The organism is Senegalia massiliensis, from assembly GCF_900626135.1.
Taxonomy (GTDB): Bacteria; Bacillota; Clostridia; order Tissierellales; family SIT17; genus Anaeromonas; species Anaeromonas massiliensis.
On the sequence record NZ_LR130785.1, the window covers coordinates 943,890 to 961,678 of the forward strand.

General features: G+C 29.7%; 11 protein-coding genes. All 11 read left to right on the plus strand.

Features of this window, described 5'->3' with window-relative positions; genetic code table 11:
* Window positions 1-317 precede the first annotated feature (317 nt).
* The 11 genes from E0D94_RS04620 (at window position 318) to E0D94_RS04670 (ending at window position 17,731) form a co-directional block, all read left to right on the plus strand.
* Window positions 318-1,673 (plus strand): GntP family permease, encoded by a 1,356-nt coding sequence (locus E0D94_RS04620; RefSeq protein ID WP_130806123.1) that lies wholly within the window; start codon window positions 318-320, stop codon window positions 1,671-1,673.
* Window positions 1,674-1,708: 35 nt separating this feature from the next.
* Window positions 1,709-3,262, plus strand: a complete 1,554-nt coding sequence (locus tag E0D94_RS04625; RefSeq protein ID WP_130806124.1) for an acyl CoA:acetate/3-ketoacid CoA transferase — start codon at window positions 1,709-1,711, stop codon at window positions 3,260-3,262.
* 209 nt (window positions 3,263-3,471) lie between these two features.
* Window positions 3,472-6,084: a calcium-translocating P-type ATPase, SERCA-type gene (locus E0D94_RS04630; RefSeq protein ID WP_207289716.1), complete on the plus strand. Its 2,613-nt coding sequence runs from the start codon at window positions 3,472-3,474 to the stop codon at window positions 6,082-6,084.
* A 2-nt stretch (window positions 6,085-6,086) separates the two neighbouring features.
* Window positions 6,087-6,557: a peroxiredoxin family protein gene (locus E0D94_RS04635; RefSeq protein ID WP_130806126.1), complete on the plus strand. Its 471-nt coding sequence runs from the start codon at window positions 6,087-6,089 to the stop codon at window positions 6,555-6,557.
* Window positions 6,558-6,692: 135 nt separating this feature from the next.
* Window positions 6,693-7,634, plus strand: coding sequence for a carbamate kinase (gene arcC, locus E0D94_RS04640; protein ID WP_130806127.1), 942 nt, complete (start codon window positions 6,693-6,695; stop codon window positions 7,632-7,634).
* A 136-nt stretch (window positions 7,635-7,770) separates the two neighbouring features.
* A complete protein-coding gene (locus E0D94_RS04645; RefSeq protein ID WP_130806128.1) occupies window positions 7,771-11,199 on the plus strand; it encodes a pyruvate carboxylase in 3,429 nt (1,142 codons plus the stop codon).
* 145 nt (window positions 11,200-11,344) lie between these two features.
* Window positions 11,345-12,961, plus strand: a complete 1,617-nt coding sequence (locus E0D94_RS04650; RefSeq protein WP_130806129.1) for a PucR family transcriptional regulator — start codon at window positions 11,345-11,347, stop codon at window positions 12,959-12,961.
* Window positions 12,962-13,055: 94 nt separating this feature from the next.
* On the plus strand, window positions 13,056-13,916 hold the full coding sequence (locus E0D94_RS04655; RefSeq protein WP_207289632.1) for a cysteine hydrolase family protein: 861 nt from the start codon (window positions 13,056-13,058) through the stop codon (window positions 13,914-13,916).
* A 246-nt stretch (window positions 13,917-14,162) separates the two neighbouring features.
* Window positions 14,163-15,266 (plus strand): cyanuric acid amidohydrolase, encoded by a 1,104-nt coding sequence (gene atzD, locus E0D94_RS04660; protein ID WP_165442867.1) that lies wholly within the window; start codon window positions 14,163-14,165, stop codon window positions 15,264-15,266.
* A 27-nt stretch (window positions 15,267-15,293) separates the two neighbouring features.
* Entirely contained in the window at window positions 15,294-16,493 is a 1,200-nt protein-coding gene (locus tag E0D94_RS04665; RefSeq protein WP_130806130.1) for an amidohydrolase family protein, read from the plus strand.
* On the plus strand, window positions 16,481-17,731 hold the full coding sequence (locus E0D94_RS04670; protein ID WP_130806131.1) for a hypothetical protein: 1,251 nt from the start codon (window positions 16,481-16,483) through the stop codon (window positions 17,729-17,731). Before E0D94_RS04665 ends, E0D94_RS04670 begins: the two co-directional genes overlap by 13 nt.
* Window positions 17,732-17,789 lie beyond the last annotated feature (58 nt).

Sequence of the window (17,789 nt, forward strand, 5' to 3'; positions counted from 1 at the left end):
TTAACATGTAAACATAAATTAACAGATCTTAAATATCACTATATATTAGTATATAAAATTTAAAAGACCAATTATGTAAATTATAATTTACATAATTGGTCTTTTTCAACACTGAAAAAATATATTATTAAATGCTCTAAATAAGCTAAATGCTTAGTAAAAGTGTACATACTTATTATTGGCATATATTTTGCTTAATAAATAGGTGAAAGAAAATATTATTATATTGCCATAGAAAAGGTTTTCAATTTTATAAGGAAATATAATGGTAAAGAGCAATTATAATATTTAAACAATAAAAACAAGGAGGTTTTTCAATGTTAGGAGTTATATCAATTATTTTAACGTTAATCGCACTTATGTATTTTGCTTATAGGGGTGTCACGGTACTTGTACTAGCACCACTACTTGCTATGTCAGCAGCATTAGTATCAGGAGAAATTCCTGCACTATATGCATTATCTGAAATATTTATGCCAGCAGCAGCAGGATATATTAAAGATTATTTTCCAGTATTCTTGGCAGGAGCAATATTTGGAAAATTAATGGGGGTATCAGGAGCAGCAATAGCTATTGCTGAAAAGATATCTGATGTATTTGGACCAAAGAGAGCAATAGCAGCTATAGTTTTAGCTACAGCATTACTTACTTATGGTGGAGTATCACTATTTGTAGTAGTATTTGCAATGTATCCAATAGGGGCTACATTACTTAGAAGAGCAAATATACCTAAAAAATTATTACCAGCAGCAATAGCTCTTGGTGCTTTTACATTTACAATGACAGCACTTCCAGGTTCTCCTCAGTATTTAAATACTATGCCTACAGTTTATTTTGGAACAACTACATTTGCAGCACCAATTCTTGGTATTATGGCTTCAGCTATAATGTTCTTTGGTGGAGTATATTATCTTAATAATAGAGCAAACAAGTATATGGCTCAAGGAGAAGGATATGGGGAACATCCAGATGAAAACTTTAAAGATATGGGAGAAAACGTTCCAGGATTTTGGTTAGCATTTACACCTATTTTAATAGTATTTGCTCTAAACTTTGGACTTACAAAATTTTATTTTACTAGAGCTTCAGTAATTGATAAATATAAAGATTTAGGTATAAATGTAAATGGTACATGGCCAGTTGTTATAGGTCTTGCAGTAGCAGTAGTATTTATAATAATCACTATGAGAAAATACCTTACTGATACAAACAAAATTGTATTTGATGGAGCTGTAGGAGGATTACTTCCAATATTTAATACAGCATCAGAAGTTGGATATGGTGGAGTTATTAAATCACTAGCTGCATTTAATACAGTTAAATTAGCAATTGTTGCACTTGCTATACCATCAGTATTTAAGGTTGCAATATCAACTACATTGCTTGCAGGTATAGTAGGTTCATCTTCAGGTGGTACTGCTATAGCTCTTGAAGTATTATCAGATGAATTTTTAGCTATGAATATAAATCCACAAGCTATTCATAGAATTATGCTTGTAGCAGCAGGCGGACTTGATACATTCCCGCATTGTGGAGCAGTTATAACTTTACTTGCAGTAACACATATGGATCATAAGAGAAGTTACAAACATATTGCAATGGTAACAATGGGGATACCATTAGTTTCAGTTGTAGTAATATCACTTTTCTATTTAGCAACTGGAATAGTTTAAAATATATGAACCTATAATATTCAGGAGGAATAAAAATGAGTAAAATAATGACAGCTGAAGAGGCTGTACAATTAATAAAAGATGGAGATACAGTAGCTACAGGCGGTTTTGTAGGTAATATGCATCCAGAAGAAATTACTAAAGCAATTGAAGAATATTTTTTAGATAAGTCTATGCCAAAGGATTTAACTCTTGTATATGCGGCAGGGCAAGGGGATGGAAAAAATAAAGGACTTAATCATTTTGGACATGAAGGATTACTAAAAAGAGTTATAGGTGGTCATTGGGGATTAGCTCCTAAAATTGGTAAATTAGCTTTAGACGAAAAAATTGAAGCATACAATTTACCACAAGGTGTAATTTCACATTTATTTAGAGAAATAGCAGCAGGAAAACCTGGAAGTCTTACAAAGGTTGGACTTAAAACTTTTGCGGATCCTAGAGTAGAAGGTGGAAAATTAAATAATATAACAAAAGAAGATATAGTTGAAATAGTTAATTTAAGAAATGAAGAATGGATGCTTTATCATGCAATGCCTATAGATGTAGCTATAATAAGAGGAACTTATGCTGATGAAGATGGAAATTGTTCTTTTGAACGTGAATGTTTAAATCTTGAAATGTTATCTATGGCACAAGCTGCAAAAAATTCTGGTGGTAAAGTTATTCTTCAAGTAGAAAAAATAGTTGAAAATGGATCATTAGATTATAGCCAAGTTAAAATACCAGGAATATATGTAGATGCAATAGTTGAGGCAAAACAAGAAAATCATATGCAAACTTTTGCTGAGCAATATAATCCAGCATATTCTCAAGAAATTAGAGTAACTCTTGGAAGTATAAAACCTATGGATTTAGAAATAAGGAAGGTAATAGCTAGAAGATCAGCAATGGAGCTTGTACCTAATGCTATTACAAACTTAGGAATAGGTATGCCTGAAGGGGTATCAATTGTAGCTAATGAAGAAGGAATAAAGGGACTTAAACTTACGACAGAAGCTGGAACTATTGGTGGTGTACCAGCAGGTGGAAATAGTTTTGGAGCAGCTACTAATCCAGATGCAATAATAGATCAACCTTATCAATTTGATTTTTATGATGGTGGAGGACTTGATATTACATTCTTAGGTCTTGCGCAATGTGATAAAGAGGGAAATGTAAATGTATCTAAATTTGGTCCTAAAATACCAGGTTGTGGAGGATTCGTTAACATATCTCAAAATGCTAAAAAGGTTGTTTATTGTGGAACATTTACAGCTGGAGGATTAAAAGTTGAAATAAAGGATGAAAAAATAAATATAATAAAAGAAGGTAAAGTTAAGAAATTCTTAGAAGAAGTAGAACAGATTACATTCTCAGGTGAATATGCTAGAGAAATAAATCAACCTGTTATATATATTACAGAAAGAGCAGTATTTGAACTTACTAAAGAAGGCTTTACTCTTACAGAAATAGCACCTGGAGTTGATTTAGAAAAAGATGTAATTGGTCAAATGGGATTCAAACCAATTATTTCAGACAACTTAAAAATAATGGATATAAGATTATTTAAAGAAGAAAAAATGGGTCTTGAATTAAAATGTAATTAGTTTATAAAAAATCTATGGATAAATTCCATAGATTTTTTTGATTTTTAAAGTCGAATATTGCCAGGGAAATATAATTTATTTTGTAGAAAAATAAAAGCATAATAAAAATAGTTAATGAATATAAGATACATAAAAGGGTAAATACTAAGTAGTAATTAAGGAAATTATAGAGATTTATTATAGGAGAGTGATATATATTGAGTTCGGAATTGTGGTATAAAAAGAAACCTGAAGAAGTTATGGATATATTGAAAGTTGATCCTAAAATGGGATTATCAGAGGAAGAGGTAATAACACGAAGAGAGAAATATGGTTCAAATGAATTAGAAGGTAAAAAAAGCATAACTCTATTTCAACGATTTATAAATCAATTTAAAAATTTCATGGTAATAATACTTTTAGTAGCAGCAATAGTATCTGGAGCATTAGGAGAATATAAGGATACTATAATAATAGCAGCAATAGTATTATTAAATGCAATACTTGGTTTAGTTCAAGAAAACAAAGCTGAAGAATCATTGAAAGCTTTAAAAGATATGTCTAAACCTACTGCAAAAGTTTTGAGAAATGGTAGCATATTGGAAATAAACTCTGGAGAAATAGTACCAGGAGATATATTAATATTAGAAGCTGGAGATTACATAGCAGCAGATGGTATACTTATTGAAAGTGCAAGTTTAAAAGTAGAAGAATCAGCTTTAACAGGAGAGTCTGTTCCAGTAGATAAGGATTTAGAAATTCCAGAAGGAAAAGATATTCCTATAGGGGATAGAAAAAATATGGTGTATTCTACTTCTTTAGTAACTAATGGAAGAGGAAAAGTTATAGTAACTGAAACTGGCATGGATACAGAAATAGGTAAAATAGCTAAAATGATAGAAAGTCAAGAAGATTTAGAAACTCCACTTCAGAAAAAGTTAGATCAATTAGGTAAATATTTAGGAATAATAGCTCTTGCAGTATGTGGAGTAATATTTTTAGTAGGATATTTCCAAGGTCGTGGAGTATTTGAAATGTTTATGTTAGCAGTATCCTTAGCTGTAGCAGCTATTCCAGAAGGACTTCCAGCTATAGTTACTATTGTACTTTCTTTAGGTGTTCAACGTATGATAAAGAAAAATGCAATAATAAGAAAACTACCAGCAGTAGAAACACTTGGAACTGCTTCAGTAATTTGTTCTGATAAAACTGGTACACTTACACAAAATAAAATGACTGTAACTAAAGTTTATACTTATAATAAACTAATTGATTCAGAGGATGTTAATATAGAAAATACAGATGAAGAACTAGCTGTTATGGCAGGACTTATGTGTAATGATTCATCTATTGAAGAAGATAATGGAGAAAAAAAGGCTATAGGAGATCCTACTGAAATAGCTTTGATTGTATTAGGTAGAGATAAAGGTTTATATAGAAAAAAATTAGAAGAAAAAATGCCAAGAGTAGAAGAAGTGCCATTTGACTCTGATAGGAAAATGATGAGTACAATTCATGAAAAAGAAAATAACTATAGAGTATTTACAAAAGGGGCAATAGATGTAATATTAGATAGATGTAAAGGTATATTAATAGATGGAGAAGTAAAAGATATAACCGAAGAACATAAACAAAAAATAATAGAAGAAAATGAAAGTATGGCTTCAAGTGCTCTTAGAGTTCTAGGCTTAGCATACAAGGATATAGAAAAAATTCCTGACAGAATTAATAGTGAATCAGTAGAAAGTGATTTAGTATTTGTTGGTATGAGTGGTATGATAGATCCACCTAGAGAGGAAGTTAAAGTTTCTGTAGAGGAATGTAGACGTGCTGGAATTAAACCAGTTATGATTACAGGAGATTATAAAATAACTGCCATTGCAATAGCAAAGGAACTTGGAATACTAGAAGAGGATTCAGAAGCTATAGAAGGAAAAGAAATTGAAAAATTATCTGATAGTGAATTAGCAGCAAATGTTGAAAAATACTCTGTATATGCTAGGGTTTCTCCTGAGCATAAAGTGAAAATAGTAAAAGCATGGCAAAGTCATGAAAAAGTAGTTGCAATGACAGGAGATGGAGTAAATGATGCACCGGCACTTAAAAGAGCTAATATTGGTTGTGCTATGGGTATAACTGGTACAGATGTATCGAAAGAAGCAGCAGATATGGTACTTACTGATGATAATTTCTCTACAATAGTTTCAGCAGTAGAAGAAGGAAGAAGTATATTTGATAACATTAAAAAATCTATACATTATCTTTTATCTTGTAATGTTGGAGAAATCATTGCTCTTTTTGTAGCATTAGTTATAGGAATGCCAACTCCACTTTTACCAATTCATATATTATGGGTCAATCTTATAACAGATAGTTTCCCAGCACTTGCACTTGGAGTAGATCCACCAGAACCTGGTATAATGGATAGGAAACCAAGATCTTCAGATGAAAGTATATTTGCAGGTGGACTTGGGGTCAGTATATTTGTAAAAGGTATTGTAATAGGTGCAGTAACTATAATTGCCTTTTATTTAGGTAAAGAAGTAAATATTGAAACAGGTAGAACTATGGCACTTGTAACACTTGCAGTTTCACAATTTGCAAACAGTTTAACAATAAGATCTATGGATAAAAGTATGTTTAAGGTAGGGTTATTTTCAAATAAATATCTTATAGGTGCAATAGCATTATCAGCAACACTTTTACTAAGTGTAGTATTTATTCCACCTCTAAGGGATATATTTGAACTATCAAGTTTAGATGGAGTTCACTGGATTTATGTAGGGTTATTATCACTCTTACCTATGACTATATCTGAAATATTTAAGAAAATACGAAATTAGGGGTGATTACTATTGAGGTAGGGAATAAAATATTTAATTTTAGTTTAAATAACTCTTATAATGATGTAATTAGTATAAATAAATTATTGTTAAATGGAAATTTAATAATTGTTTTTTATCCTGAAAAGTTATTTAAGCACAATATATTAGATCTACAATCTTATCAAGAATCACTTCCTGAGATTCATAAATTAAATACAGATTTAATTTTAATAACTACAGGGTCAAAAGAAGAAATTAGGAATATTATAGAAGAAAACTTTTTACAATATGAAGTATTAATAGACAATGGTTATAAAATATACAAAAAGTTTGGTTTAGATAAATTATTATCTTCAACTACTACCTTTGTAATTAAAAGTAATGGAGAACTAGTATTATCTTATACTGATAAAGATAATACTAGCAAATTATCTCCTGAAGAGGCATTAGATGGATTAAGAAATGATAATATTAGACAAAATTTTAAGTGAAAATTATAGAAATTTGCTAAAATATAAAAAAAATTAAATTTACTATGGATTTTTATACAATTCATGATAAAATATACTTAAGTAGGTTTAAAAACTATGAAACTAACTATACTATAAAATTTTTAGGAGGTACTTATGAGTAGAATAGTAATTGCATTAGGCGGTAATGCCTTAGGAAAAACACCGGAAGAACAGTTAAAATTGGTAAAAGATACAGCGAAGCCAATAGTTGATCTTATAGAAGATGGAAATGAAGTAGTAATAGCACATGGTAATGGTCCACAAGTTGGTATGATTAACTTAGCAATGGAAGTTGCTTCAAGTGAAGAAGATGCTGTTCCTTCAATGCCGTTCCCAGAATGTGGAGCTATGAGTCAAGGATATATAGGATATCATCTTCAAAATGCAATAGGTGAAGAATTAAAAAAGAGAAATACAAAAAAACCTGTAGCTACAATAGTAACTCAAGTTGTAGTAGATAAAGATGATGAAGCTTTCAAACATCCTTCTAAACCAATAGGAAGTTTCTATACTGAAGAACAGTGTGAAATTCTTAGAAAAGAAAAAGGTTATGATATGGTAGAAGATTCAGGAAGAGGATATAGAAGAGTAGTTGCTTCTCCAAAACCTGTAGATGTAGTAGAAAAAGAAACTGTAAAAGCTTTAATAGATAGCGGTCAAGTAGTTATCACTGTTGGTGGTGGTGGAATACCAGTAGTTGAAGAAGGAAATTCTTTAAAAGGCGTACCAGCAGTAATAGACAAAGACTTTGCTAGTGAAAAATTAGCTGAAATAGTAGACGCTGATTATCTATTTATACTTACAGCAGTAGATAGAGTTTCAATTAACTTTGGTAAACCAGATCAATTAGATTTAGAATCAATGAGTATAAAAGAAGCTAAAAAATATATAGAAGAAAAGCACTTTGCACCAGGAAGTATGCTACCAAAAGTTGAAGCTGCTATGAAATTTGCAGAATCAAAAATAGGTAGAACTACTATAATAGCTTCACTTGAAAAAGCTAAAGAAGCTTTAAAAGGTGAAAGTGGTACTAAAGTATATAAATCAGAAGAATAATATATAAAACACTAGGATTTTTCCTAGTGTTTTTTTTATTGAAAATGTTACGATTTTGTTATACAATGTTTTAATATTATATAATATTAAAACATAATAATGATAGAATTAGAATTCCAATGAAGGAGGAAATAACGTGAAAAAATTTAAAAGAGTTTTAGTTGCCAATAGAGGAGAAATTGCTATTCGTATATTTCGAGCATGCCATGAATTAGGTATTAGGACAGTAGCAATATATTCTCATGAAGACAGAAAGAGCTTATTCCGTACAAAAGCTGATGAATCCTACTTGATTGGGAAAAATAAGGGCCCTATTGAAGCATATTTAGATATTGATGAGATTATAAATCTTGCAAAAAATAAAGGGGTAGATGCAATACATCCTGGTTATGGGTTTTTATCAGAAAACCCTGAGTTTGTAAGAAAGTGTAATGAGGCTAATATAGAATTTATTGGACCAAGTGAGGATATGATGAAACAAGTAGGAGATAAAATATCTTCAAAAATTGTGGCTAAAGAAGTTGGTGTTTCTACAATACCAGGGATAGAAAAACCTATTAACTCAGAAAAAGAATTATTAAAATTTGCAGCCCATTGTGGATATCCTGTTATGCTAAAAGCAGCTGCTGGTGGTGGAGGACGTGGAATGCGTATTGTTAGAGATAAAGATGAATTAGTTTCTTCATTTCAAAGTGCAAAAAATGAAGCTAAAAAAGCATTTGGTATAGATAGTATTTTTATTGAAAAATATCTTGAAAATCCAAAACATATAGAAGTTCAAATATTAGGAGATAAATCTGGCAATATAGTTCATCTTTTTGAGAGAGATTGTTCTATACAAAGACGACACCAAAAAATTATAGAGTTTACTCCAGCTTTTTCACTTTCAGATGAAAAAAGAAAAGCTATATGTGAGGATGCAATAAAGATAGGAAAAGCTGTAAATTATAGAAATGCAGGAACAGTTGAATTTTTAGTTGATAACAAAGGCAATCATTACTTTATAGAGATGAATCCAAGAATTCAAGTGGAACATACAATTACAGAAATGGTAACAGGTATAGACATTGTTCAATCTCAAATATTGATTGCAGAAGGATATAGTCTAGATTCATCTAGGATTAATTTACCAAATCAAGAGAGTGTTGATGTACGTGGATATTCTATTCAGTGCCGTATAACAACAGAAGATCCTAAAAATAATTTTGCGCCAGATACAGGTAAAATTGATGTTTATCGTTCGGCAAATGGATTTGGTATTAGATTAGATGGAGGAAATGGGTATACTGGGTCAGTAATTAGCCCTTATTATGATAGCCTTTTAGTTAAAACTATATCTTATTCTAGAACATTTGAAGATGCTGCAAAAAAAGCTGTAAGGTCAATTAGAGAATTTGCTATTAAAGGTATAAAGACCAATTCAGCTTTTTTAATTAATATACTAATGCATGAAACTTTTTTAAATGGAGAATGTGATACGAATTTTCTAGATAGTCATCCTGAAATCTTCAATATTAAACCTACAAGAGATAAAGAATTAAAATTATTGAAGTTTTTAGGCGAAAAAATAGTTAATGAAGTTAAAGGAGATAAAAAGGATTTTGATGTTCCTATGGTTCCTAAGTTAGAAAGAATAGATAATTTAAAAGGAACTAAACAGATATTAGATAACAATGGACCAGAAGGACTTGTAAATTGGATTAAAGATCAAAATAAATTACTAATAACTGAAACTACTATGAGAGATGCTCAACAATCTCTTATGGCTACTCGCCTTAGAACAGTTGACATGATAAAGATTGCAAATGATACATCAATACTTGGAAAAGATTTATTTTCTTTAGAAATGTGGGGAGGAGCTACATTTGATGTATCTTATAGATTTTTAAAGGAAAGTCCTTGGAAAAGACTAATAGAACTTAGAAAAAAAGTTCCAAACATTTTATTCCAAATGTTACTTAGAGGAGCAAATGGAGTAGGCTATGCAAATTATCCTGATAATGTAATTAGAGAATTTATAAAAGAATCAGCAAATGCAGGAATTGATTTATTTAGAATATTTGACTCATTAAACTGGTTAGATGGAATGAAAGTTGCTATAGATGAAGTTTTAAAAACTGGTAAAATAGCAGAAGCTTCTATTTGTTATACTGGAGATATATTAGATAAAAAGAGAACTAAATATGATTTGGATTATTATATAAAATTAGCTAAAGAAATTGAAAAAACAGGAGCTCATATTTTAGCTATCAAAGATATGTCATCCTTATTAAAACCTTATGCTGCTTTTGAATTAATTACAGAGCTTAAAAAAGAAGTATCTATGCCTATTCATTTACACACTCATGATACTAGTGGAAATGGAGTAGCTACTCTTATAATGGCTGCAGAAGCAGGGGTAGATATTGTAGATACAGCATTTAATAGTATGTCAGGGCTTACTAGTCAACCAGCTTTAAACTCTGTAGTAGCAGCTCTTGAAAATACTAATAGAGATACTGGTATCTGTCTAGATAATATCCAAAAACTTGATGACTACTGGAGTGCAGTAAGACCTGTATATGGGAATTTTGAATCTGAATTGAAATCAGGTACAGCTGAAATATATAAATATGAAATACCAGGTGGACAATACTCAAATTTAAAGCCACAAGTTGAAAGTTTTGGGCTTGGCCATAGATTTACAGAAGTTAAAGAAATGTTTAAAAAGGCGAATGAAATGATGGGTGATATTGTAAAAGTAACTCCTTCTTCTAAAATGATAGGAGATTTAGCTATATTTATGGTAAGAAATGATTTAACGCCTGAAAATATCTATGATAAAGCAAAAGGAATGAGTTTTCCTGATTCTGTAGATAGTTATTTTAAAGGTATGATGGGTCAACCAAAAGGTGGATTTCCGGAAAAGCTTAAAAAGCTTGTTTTAAAAGATAAAGAGTCTATTGACTGTAGACCAGGAGAATTATTACCACCAGTAGATTTTGAAGAGATAGAGAAACATTTAAAAGAAAATTTCAGAGTGGAACCTACTAAAAGACAACTTTTAAGCTATGCATTATATCCAAAAGTTTTTAGCGAGTATTTAAAATATATAAAAGATGAAGGTGACTTTACCAGAATGGGAAGTGATATATATTTCCATGGTCTAACTGTAGGAGAGACTTCAGAAATAGAAATAGAAGAAGGTAAAATACTAGTAGTTAAACTTATTCAAATTGGCAAGTTAGATAATGAAGGCTATAGAAATTTATCATTTGAAGTCAATGGAAATGTAAGAGAAATAAAAATCAAAGATAAGGCAAATAATATAATTGCAAATGAAATATTTACTCAAATGGCAGATGTTGATAATCCACTAGAAGTTGGTGCTAGTATTCCAGGGACTATTTATAAGGTACTAGTAGAGGAAGGTCAGCAAGTTAAAATAAACGAACCTCTAATTATCATTGAAGCTATGAAAATGGAAACAATCATAAACTCTCCATCTAAAGGAATAGTAGGTTTAATTTTAGTTAAAGAACAAGATCAAGTTAAAAATGGAGAACTTTTAATAAAACTTAAATAATAACAAGATCCGTCGAAAGCTCAAAATGATATACATTTGTTATCCTGAGCTTGTGACGGATCTTTATTTTTTTCTATACCTATTAAAAGAAACTGTTATCTGATATAATGATGTAGCTATAAAAAGTAATTTTGGAGGTTTTGTTTTGGAAAGTACAGTAGCTAATATATTAAAATTAAAAGGGTTTAATGGAGCAAAAATAATAGGTGGAATAAATGGAATTCATAATGAAGTAAAAAATGGTTTTCTAATGGAAGTTCCTGATGTTTTTTCATATATTGAAGAAAAGTCATTGCTTGTTACAACTCTATATCCAATATATAAAGATGAAAAAGCAAAAGATGAATTAATTCCTAAACTAGCATCTAAGAATTTAGCAGGAATTTGTATAAAGCCTCAAAGATATGTACCAAGGATTCCAGAAGTAATGGTTGAACAAGCTAATAAATTAGGTTTTCCATTGATAAAACTTCCACAAGACGCAAATTTATCTAATTTGGTTAATGAAATATTAGAATTATCATTAAATAAGCACATAGGAATACTTAAGTTTAGAAATTTTGTAAATGAGAAAATGATGGAACTTTTTTTAAAAGGGGAAGGATTAAACACACTTATTGAAGAATTTTCTAGAATTATAGATTCACCTGTAATTTTGTTTGATAATGACTTTAATATAAAATTAACTTCAAAAAATATTAAAGATAAATTAATTTATTTGGAGAATGAGCAATTTGTTAATGCTGAGAATTTACAATTAGTTGTTGGTGGAATAAAAATAGAACAAGATAATTATATAATAAATAGAATTAAAGCTGGTAATAACTCTTTTGGATATTTAATGGTGGTAGAATGTAATAGAAAAGATGAAAATATTCTAGTCGCATTAAATCAAGCTTCATTGTTGTTAGCATCTGAGTTTCATAAAAATAGAGCGATATTAGAAAAAGAAAAAAATTATTTAAATTCTTTTATAAGAGAGATGCTTGAAAACAACATAAGTTCTAAAACAGAAGCTGTAAATAAAGCAAAGTCATTTGGTTGGGAGCTGGAATTTCCACAAGTAATAATTGATTTAAAATTACTTGTTCAAGATGAAAAAATTAAAAGGGAAAATTATGAAAAATTAATAGAAGAAAAAACTTTAGAAAATATTATAAGTAAAAAAATAAATATTGAGTTAAGAAAAATTAAATCAGCACATATTGATGATTCATTAATTATATTTGTAAATGTAGGTAGCTTTGAATACAATAAAGAAATATTGATGAATATTGCTACAACAATATTAAATGAGTTAAAGTATATGGGGAAAATTGGAATAGGAATATCTAAAAGAATAGAAAAAATAAATGAATTACCACTTGCATATAAAGAAGCTAAAAATGGTATAGAAATAGGAAAAGCACTAAATAAAGATTCATTTTTAATTCATTATGAAGATTTCAGAGTAATAAATTTAATTAAAGAAATAAAAGATATAACATTATTAAAAAACTATGTAAATGAAAAGTTAGGAAAATTAATTGAATACGATAATAGTCATGATTTAAGTTTGATGAACACTTTAAAAGGAGTACTTGATACAAATTTCAACTTACAAAAAACAGCTAAAAATATGTATATTCATTATAATACGCTTAGATATAGAATGGAAAAATTAAGAGAACTAGGAATAAATATTGATGATGGATTTGAAATAGGTGAAATAGTACTAGCTTATAATATATATATATGGTTTAAATCAAAAGGTGAGATGTAAGGGTTTTTAAATAAAGGAGTCCACAGTTTTAGACATTTTTTTCAGGGTAAAAATAAGATGTAGAATATTATGATAAATAATAGGGGAGATAAACATGCAAAAAGGTATGAGAAAATATGAAGAGTTTTTAAATAGAGGTAGAGAAAATTTCTTGAAGAAAGTTGAAGACGCATACGAAGAATTTAAAGAAACTAAAACAATTAGATTCCCAGCTTGGCAATATGGTGAACCTAAAGGTAAAATAATTAAATTAGAAGTAGAAGATACTCCAAAATTCGGACAGAATGCTTTTATAGAATTAGACTCAGCAAGAACAGCATTTATCTCAATAGATATGCAAACAGATTTTGCAGGTGAAAAAGGATATGTAGATGTTATGGGCTATGATTTAGCTGCAACTTCTGCACCTATAAAACCTATAAAGAATGTATTAGATACTATTAGAGGAACTGATATAAAAGTAGTTCATACAAGAGAAGGACATTTACCTGATTTATCTGATGCTCCCTTTAATAAAGTATTAAGATCTAAAATAATAGGACATGGTGTTGGTATTGGAGAAACTCCTGAAGGAGGAATAGGTAAGCTTTTAACTAGAGGTGAACCGAATTGGGATATAGTAGATGAACTTTATCCTATAGAAGGTGAATATATAGTAGATAAAGAAGGTAAAGGTGCATTTACTATGAGTAACATACATCTATTATTAAAAAACTTAGGGGTAACTCATCTAGTAATTTCAGGTATAACTACAGATGTATGTGTTCACACTATTATGCGAGAAGCTAATGATTATGGTTATTGGTGTATACTTTTAAAAGATTGTACTGGAGCAACAGATGAAGAAAACTATAAATCAGCAATAAAATCTATAAAAATGCAAGGTGGAGTATTTGGTAATGTTTCTGATTCAGAAAGGTTTATAAAAGCAGTTAAAGAAGCAGGATTAAAATAGAATTTTAAATATAGTATTTAAATAAAAGATAGTATAACTCTAGAGTTATACTATCTTTTATTTAATTTATGATATTAAAACTTTAAACATAAATATACTAAATTTCAGGTATAGAAAATAGTATTAGCAAAGTTCGACAATATTTTTAAAAATGTTTATGACCTTTTTACAATGATAAAAACTATATAAATTGATACAATATTATCATAAAAGGAAAACGATTATTATACGAGGAGGAAGATATATATGATGGATGTAAATATTTACAGAGTACCAATGTCAGGACCAGAGGATGTTTCTGGACTTAAAAAATTAGTAGATAGTGGTGAAATAAAACCAGAGGAAATAGTGGCAGTTCTTGGCAAAACAGAAGGTAATGGTTGTGTAAATGACTTTACTAGAGGATATGCTACTCAAAGCTTTAAACTTTATCTGTCTAGAGAATTAGATAAATCAATGGATGAAATAGGTGAAACTGTAGCATTTGTAATGAGTGGTGGTACAGAAGGTGTTATGTCACCACATGCAACTATTTTTACTAAAAAGCAAGTAGAGGCAGAGGAAAGAGATGAAAAATCATTAGCTTTAAGTGTTGGATTTACTAAAGAGTTCTTACCAGAAGAAATGGGAAGAATGGAAATGGTAAAGGAAGTAAAAAGAGTTGTATTAGAATTAATGAAAGAAACAGGAATAGAAAATAAAGAAGATGTTCACTTTGTACAAATTAAAACTCCTTTATTAACTTCAGATAGAATAAATGATGCATATTCTAGAGGTAAAGATGTAGCTGTAGAAGATACTTATAAGTCTATGGGTTATACAAGAGGAGCATCAGCATTAGGTGTTGCCATTGCTTTAGGTGAAATAGAAGAATCAAAAGTTACAAATGAATCTATATTACATGATTGGAATCTTTATTCAAATATAGCTTCAACTTCAGCAGGTGTTGAACTATTAAACTGTGAAATAATCCTTTTAGGAAATTCTAAAAAATCAGTAAGTCAATATAAAATAGGACATAGTGTTATGAAGGATTCAATAGACTTAGAAGCAGTGATAGAATCTATGAATGATGCAGGTCTTGGAGTAGATAAACTTCCAACAGAAGAACAAAAAAATAGAATAGTAAATATATTAGCAAAAGCTGAAGCATCTCCTGATGGATATGTAAGAAATAGAAGAACTACAATGCTTACAGATTCTGATATAAATCATACAAGACAAGCAAGATCTGTAGTAAATGCTGTAATATCTTCTATAGTAGGAGATCCTATGGTATATGTTTCTGGAGGAGCAGAGCACCAAGGACCTGCAGGTGGTGGACCAATAGCTACAATAATAGAGAAGTAAAAATACTTGAATAGAGGGGAGTATAAAATGAAAGTTTTATTTAAAAATTGTTATATGCCTTTTAAAAACGAAATTCAAGATATATATATTAAAGATGGATATATTGAAAAAATTGATTCTAATATAGACAATATAACAGTAGATAAGATAATAGATGTAGATAAAAAGATTGTTATTAATGGATTTGTAGATAGTCATATGCATTTGGATAAAGCTTTAATCGGAGAGAAGGTTTCTAATCAATCGGGAACTTTAAATGAAGCCATAGAAATAATGACTAATTATAAAGAAAATATGTCTGAATCTGATATAAAAGATAGAGCTAGAAAAACTTTAGAACTTGCATATGAAAATGGTACTAGATATTTAAGAACTCATGTAGATGTTGATGAAATAATAGGGTTGAAAGGTATTCATGCTATTTTAGAACTTAAAGAGGAATTCAAAGAAAAAATTGATATTCAAATAGTTGCATTTCCTCAAGAAGGGTTTATAGAAAATCTGAATAATTATAAATATCTAGAAGATGCTCTGAAGCTTGGAACAGATATAGTAGGTGGTATACCAGCTATAGAGAAAAAGCCTAAAGAACATATTGATATGATATTTGAATTAGCTAAAAAATATAATAAAGATATTGATATGCATATTGATGAGACTGATGATTCAGATACACTTACTGTTAAATATCTAGCTGATAAAACTATAGATGAAAATTATCAAGGCAGAGTAGTAGCAGGACATTGTTGTAGTTTATCAGCAAATAAATTAGAAGATATTAAAAATATTTTATCTTTAATCAAGAAGGCAAAAATTGGTATAGTTACACTTCCCTCTACTAATTTATATTTACAAGGAAGAAATGATGATAAAAATTATAGAAGAGGAATAACAAGGGTAAAAGATTTACTTGAAAAAGGTATAGATGTAAGTATAGGTTCTGATAACATAAGAGATCCATTTAACCCTTTTGGGAATGGAAATTTATTAGAGGAAGCTCTTATAGGTGCTCATGGGTCACATATGGGTGGTATAGATGATTTATCTAATATATTTGATATGATTTCTATTATTCCTTCCTCTTTATTCAATAATAATTATGAAGTCAAAGAAAAACAAAGAGCAAGATTTATTGTTATAAATACAAATAAAAAACACAAGGCAATAATAGAAAGATCAAATATATGGGGTCATTTTAAAAAGGAGGAATTTAAATGGAATTATTAATTAATGTTATACCTTTAGTAGTTATTTTAATATTATTATTTATGAGAAAGCATATGCTTTTTGCAGGCTTAGTTGGTGGAATACTGGCTATGATAATAGGAGGTATTGGCATAGGTGAAGCTACAGGGCTGTTTATTGGTGGTGTAGGTAATATGTTAGGTATTACAGTACCAATATTATATGCAGCAGCAGCATCAATGGTAGCAAAGGCAGGAAGCATAGAATCTTTAGTTGAACTTGCTAAAAGAGGATTAAAAGGAAAAATAGCTATACTTGGTGGAATAATGGTGTTAATTCAAGCTTTTGCAACATATACTGCAGGACTTGGTGCAGGAAATACAATGGTTACAGCACCACTTGTAGCAATAGCACTTGGAGCAGTTCCAGAAGTTATAGCAGGAATGGCAATAGCAACAGCAGTTGGTTTTACTACTTCTCCAGCTTCAACAGAAACAGTAATAGCTGCAGAAAGTGCAGGACGTGATGTTGTAGCTCATGCAAATGCAATGTTACCTTATACAATAGTATTTTTTGTACTTGCAGCAGCACTTGCAGTTTATGGAGTATATAGAAGAGGTTCTTTAGTAAGAGAAGGAAAAGATAAAAAACAAGAAGAAAATGTATCAACATCTATATTAGTAAAAAGAGCAATACCTTCTATAGCACTTTTAACATTAGTTGTACTTGGTAGTAATTTGAATGAGCTTATAGGGATAACTTTATTCACTCCAGCAACAGCAGTAATTTTTACAGCAATATTAACTGTAATATGTACACCACTTAATATAGACAAAACAAGTGAAGCTTTAATTGATGGCTCTAAATTTATACTTACTACATTATTTTCTGTAGGAATATTCTTATCATTTATAAACATGATAGGTGAACTTGGAACTTTTGAACAATTAGCGGGTCTTGTATCTAAAGCACCTGATGCTATAATCCTTCCTATGGCTATGGTTGCAGCATTTTTAATAGCAATACCTTCTGGAGCATTTACAGCAGGAGTATTAACACTTATATTACCAACATTATCAGTACTAGGATTGCCATCAGAAGCTATGGGATTTGTTGCAATAGCTACTGGACTTGGTACTCAAATAAGTCCGGTTCAAATAAATGTAGCAGCTTTAGCAGATGGTTTTGATTTAGAAATAATGGATGTTATAAAGGAAAATGTGAAATATGTTATACCTGCATTTATATTAGTTACAATAGTTGCTATAATATTTGTATAAACCATAAATAAAGGGATTAAGATTAATCCCTTTATTTACGAGTATAATAATGAGGAGA

Coding starts and splice junctions, on each gene's coding strand:
- E0D94_RS04620 (WP_130806123.1), top strand. CDS start 318: ATGTTAGGAGTTATATCAATTATTTTAACGTTAATCGCACTTATGTAT.
- E0D94_RS04625 (WP_130806124.1), top strand. CDS start 1,709: ATGAGTAAAATAATGACAGCTGAAGAGGCTGTACAATTAATAAAAGAT.
- arcC (WP_130806127.1), top strand. CDS start 6,693: ATGAGTAGAATAGTAATTGCATTAGGCGGTAATGCCTTAGGAAAAACA.
- E0D94_RS04655 (WP_207289632.1), top strand. CDS start 13,056: ATGCAAAAAGGTATGAGAAAATATGAAGAGTTTTTAAATAGAGGTAGA.
- atzD (WP_165442867.1), top strand. CDS start 14,163: ATGATGGATGTAAATATTTACAGAGTACCAATGTCAGGACCAGAGGAT.
- E0D94_RS04665 (WP_130806130.1), top strand. CDS start 15,294: ATGAAAGTTTTATTTAAAAATTGTTATATGCCTTTTAAAAACGAAATT.
- E0D94_RS04670 (WP_130806131.1), top strand. CDS start 16,481: ATGGAATTATTAATTAATGTTATACCTTTAGTAGTTATTTTAATATTA.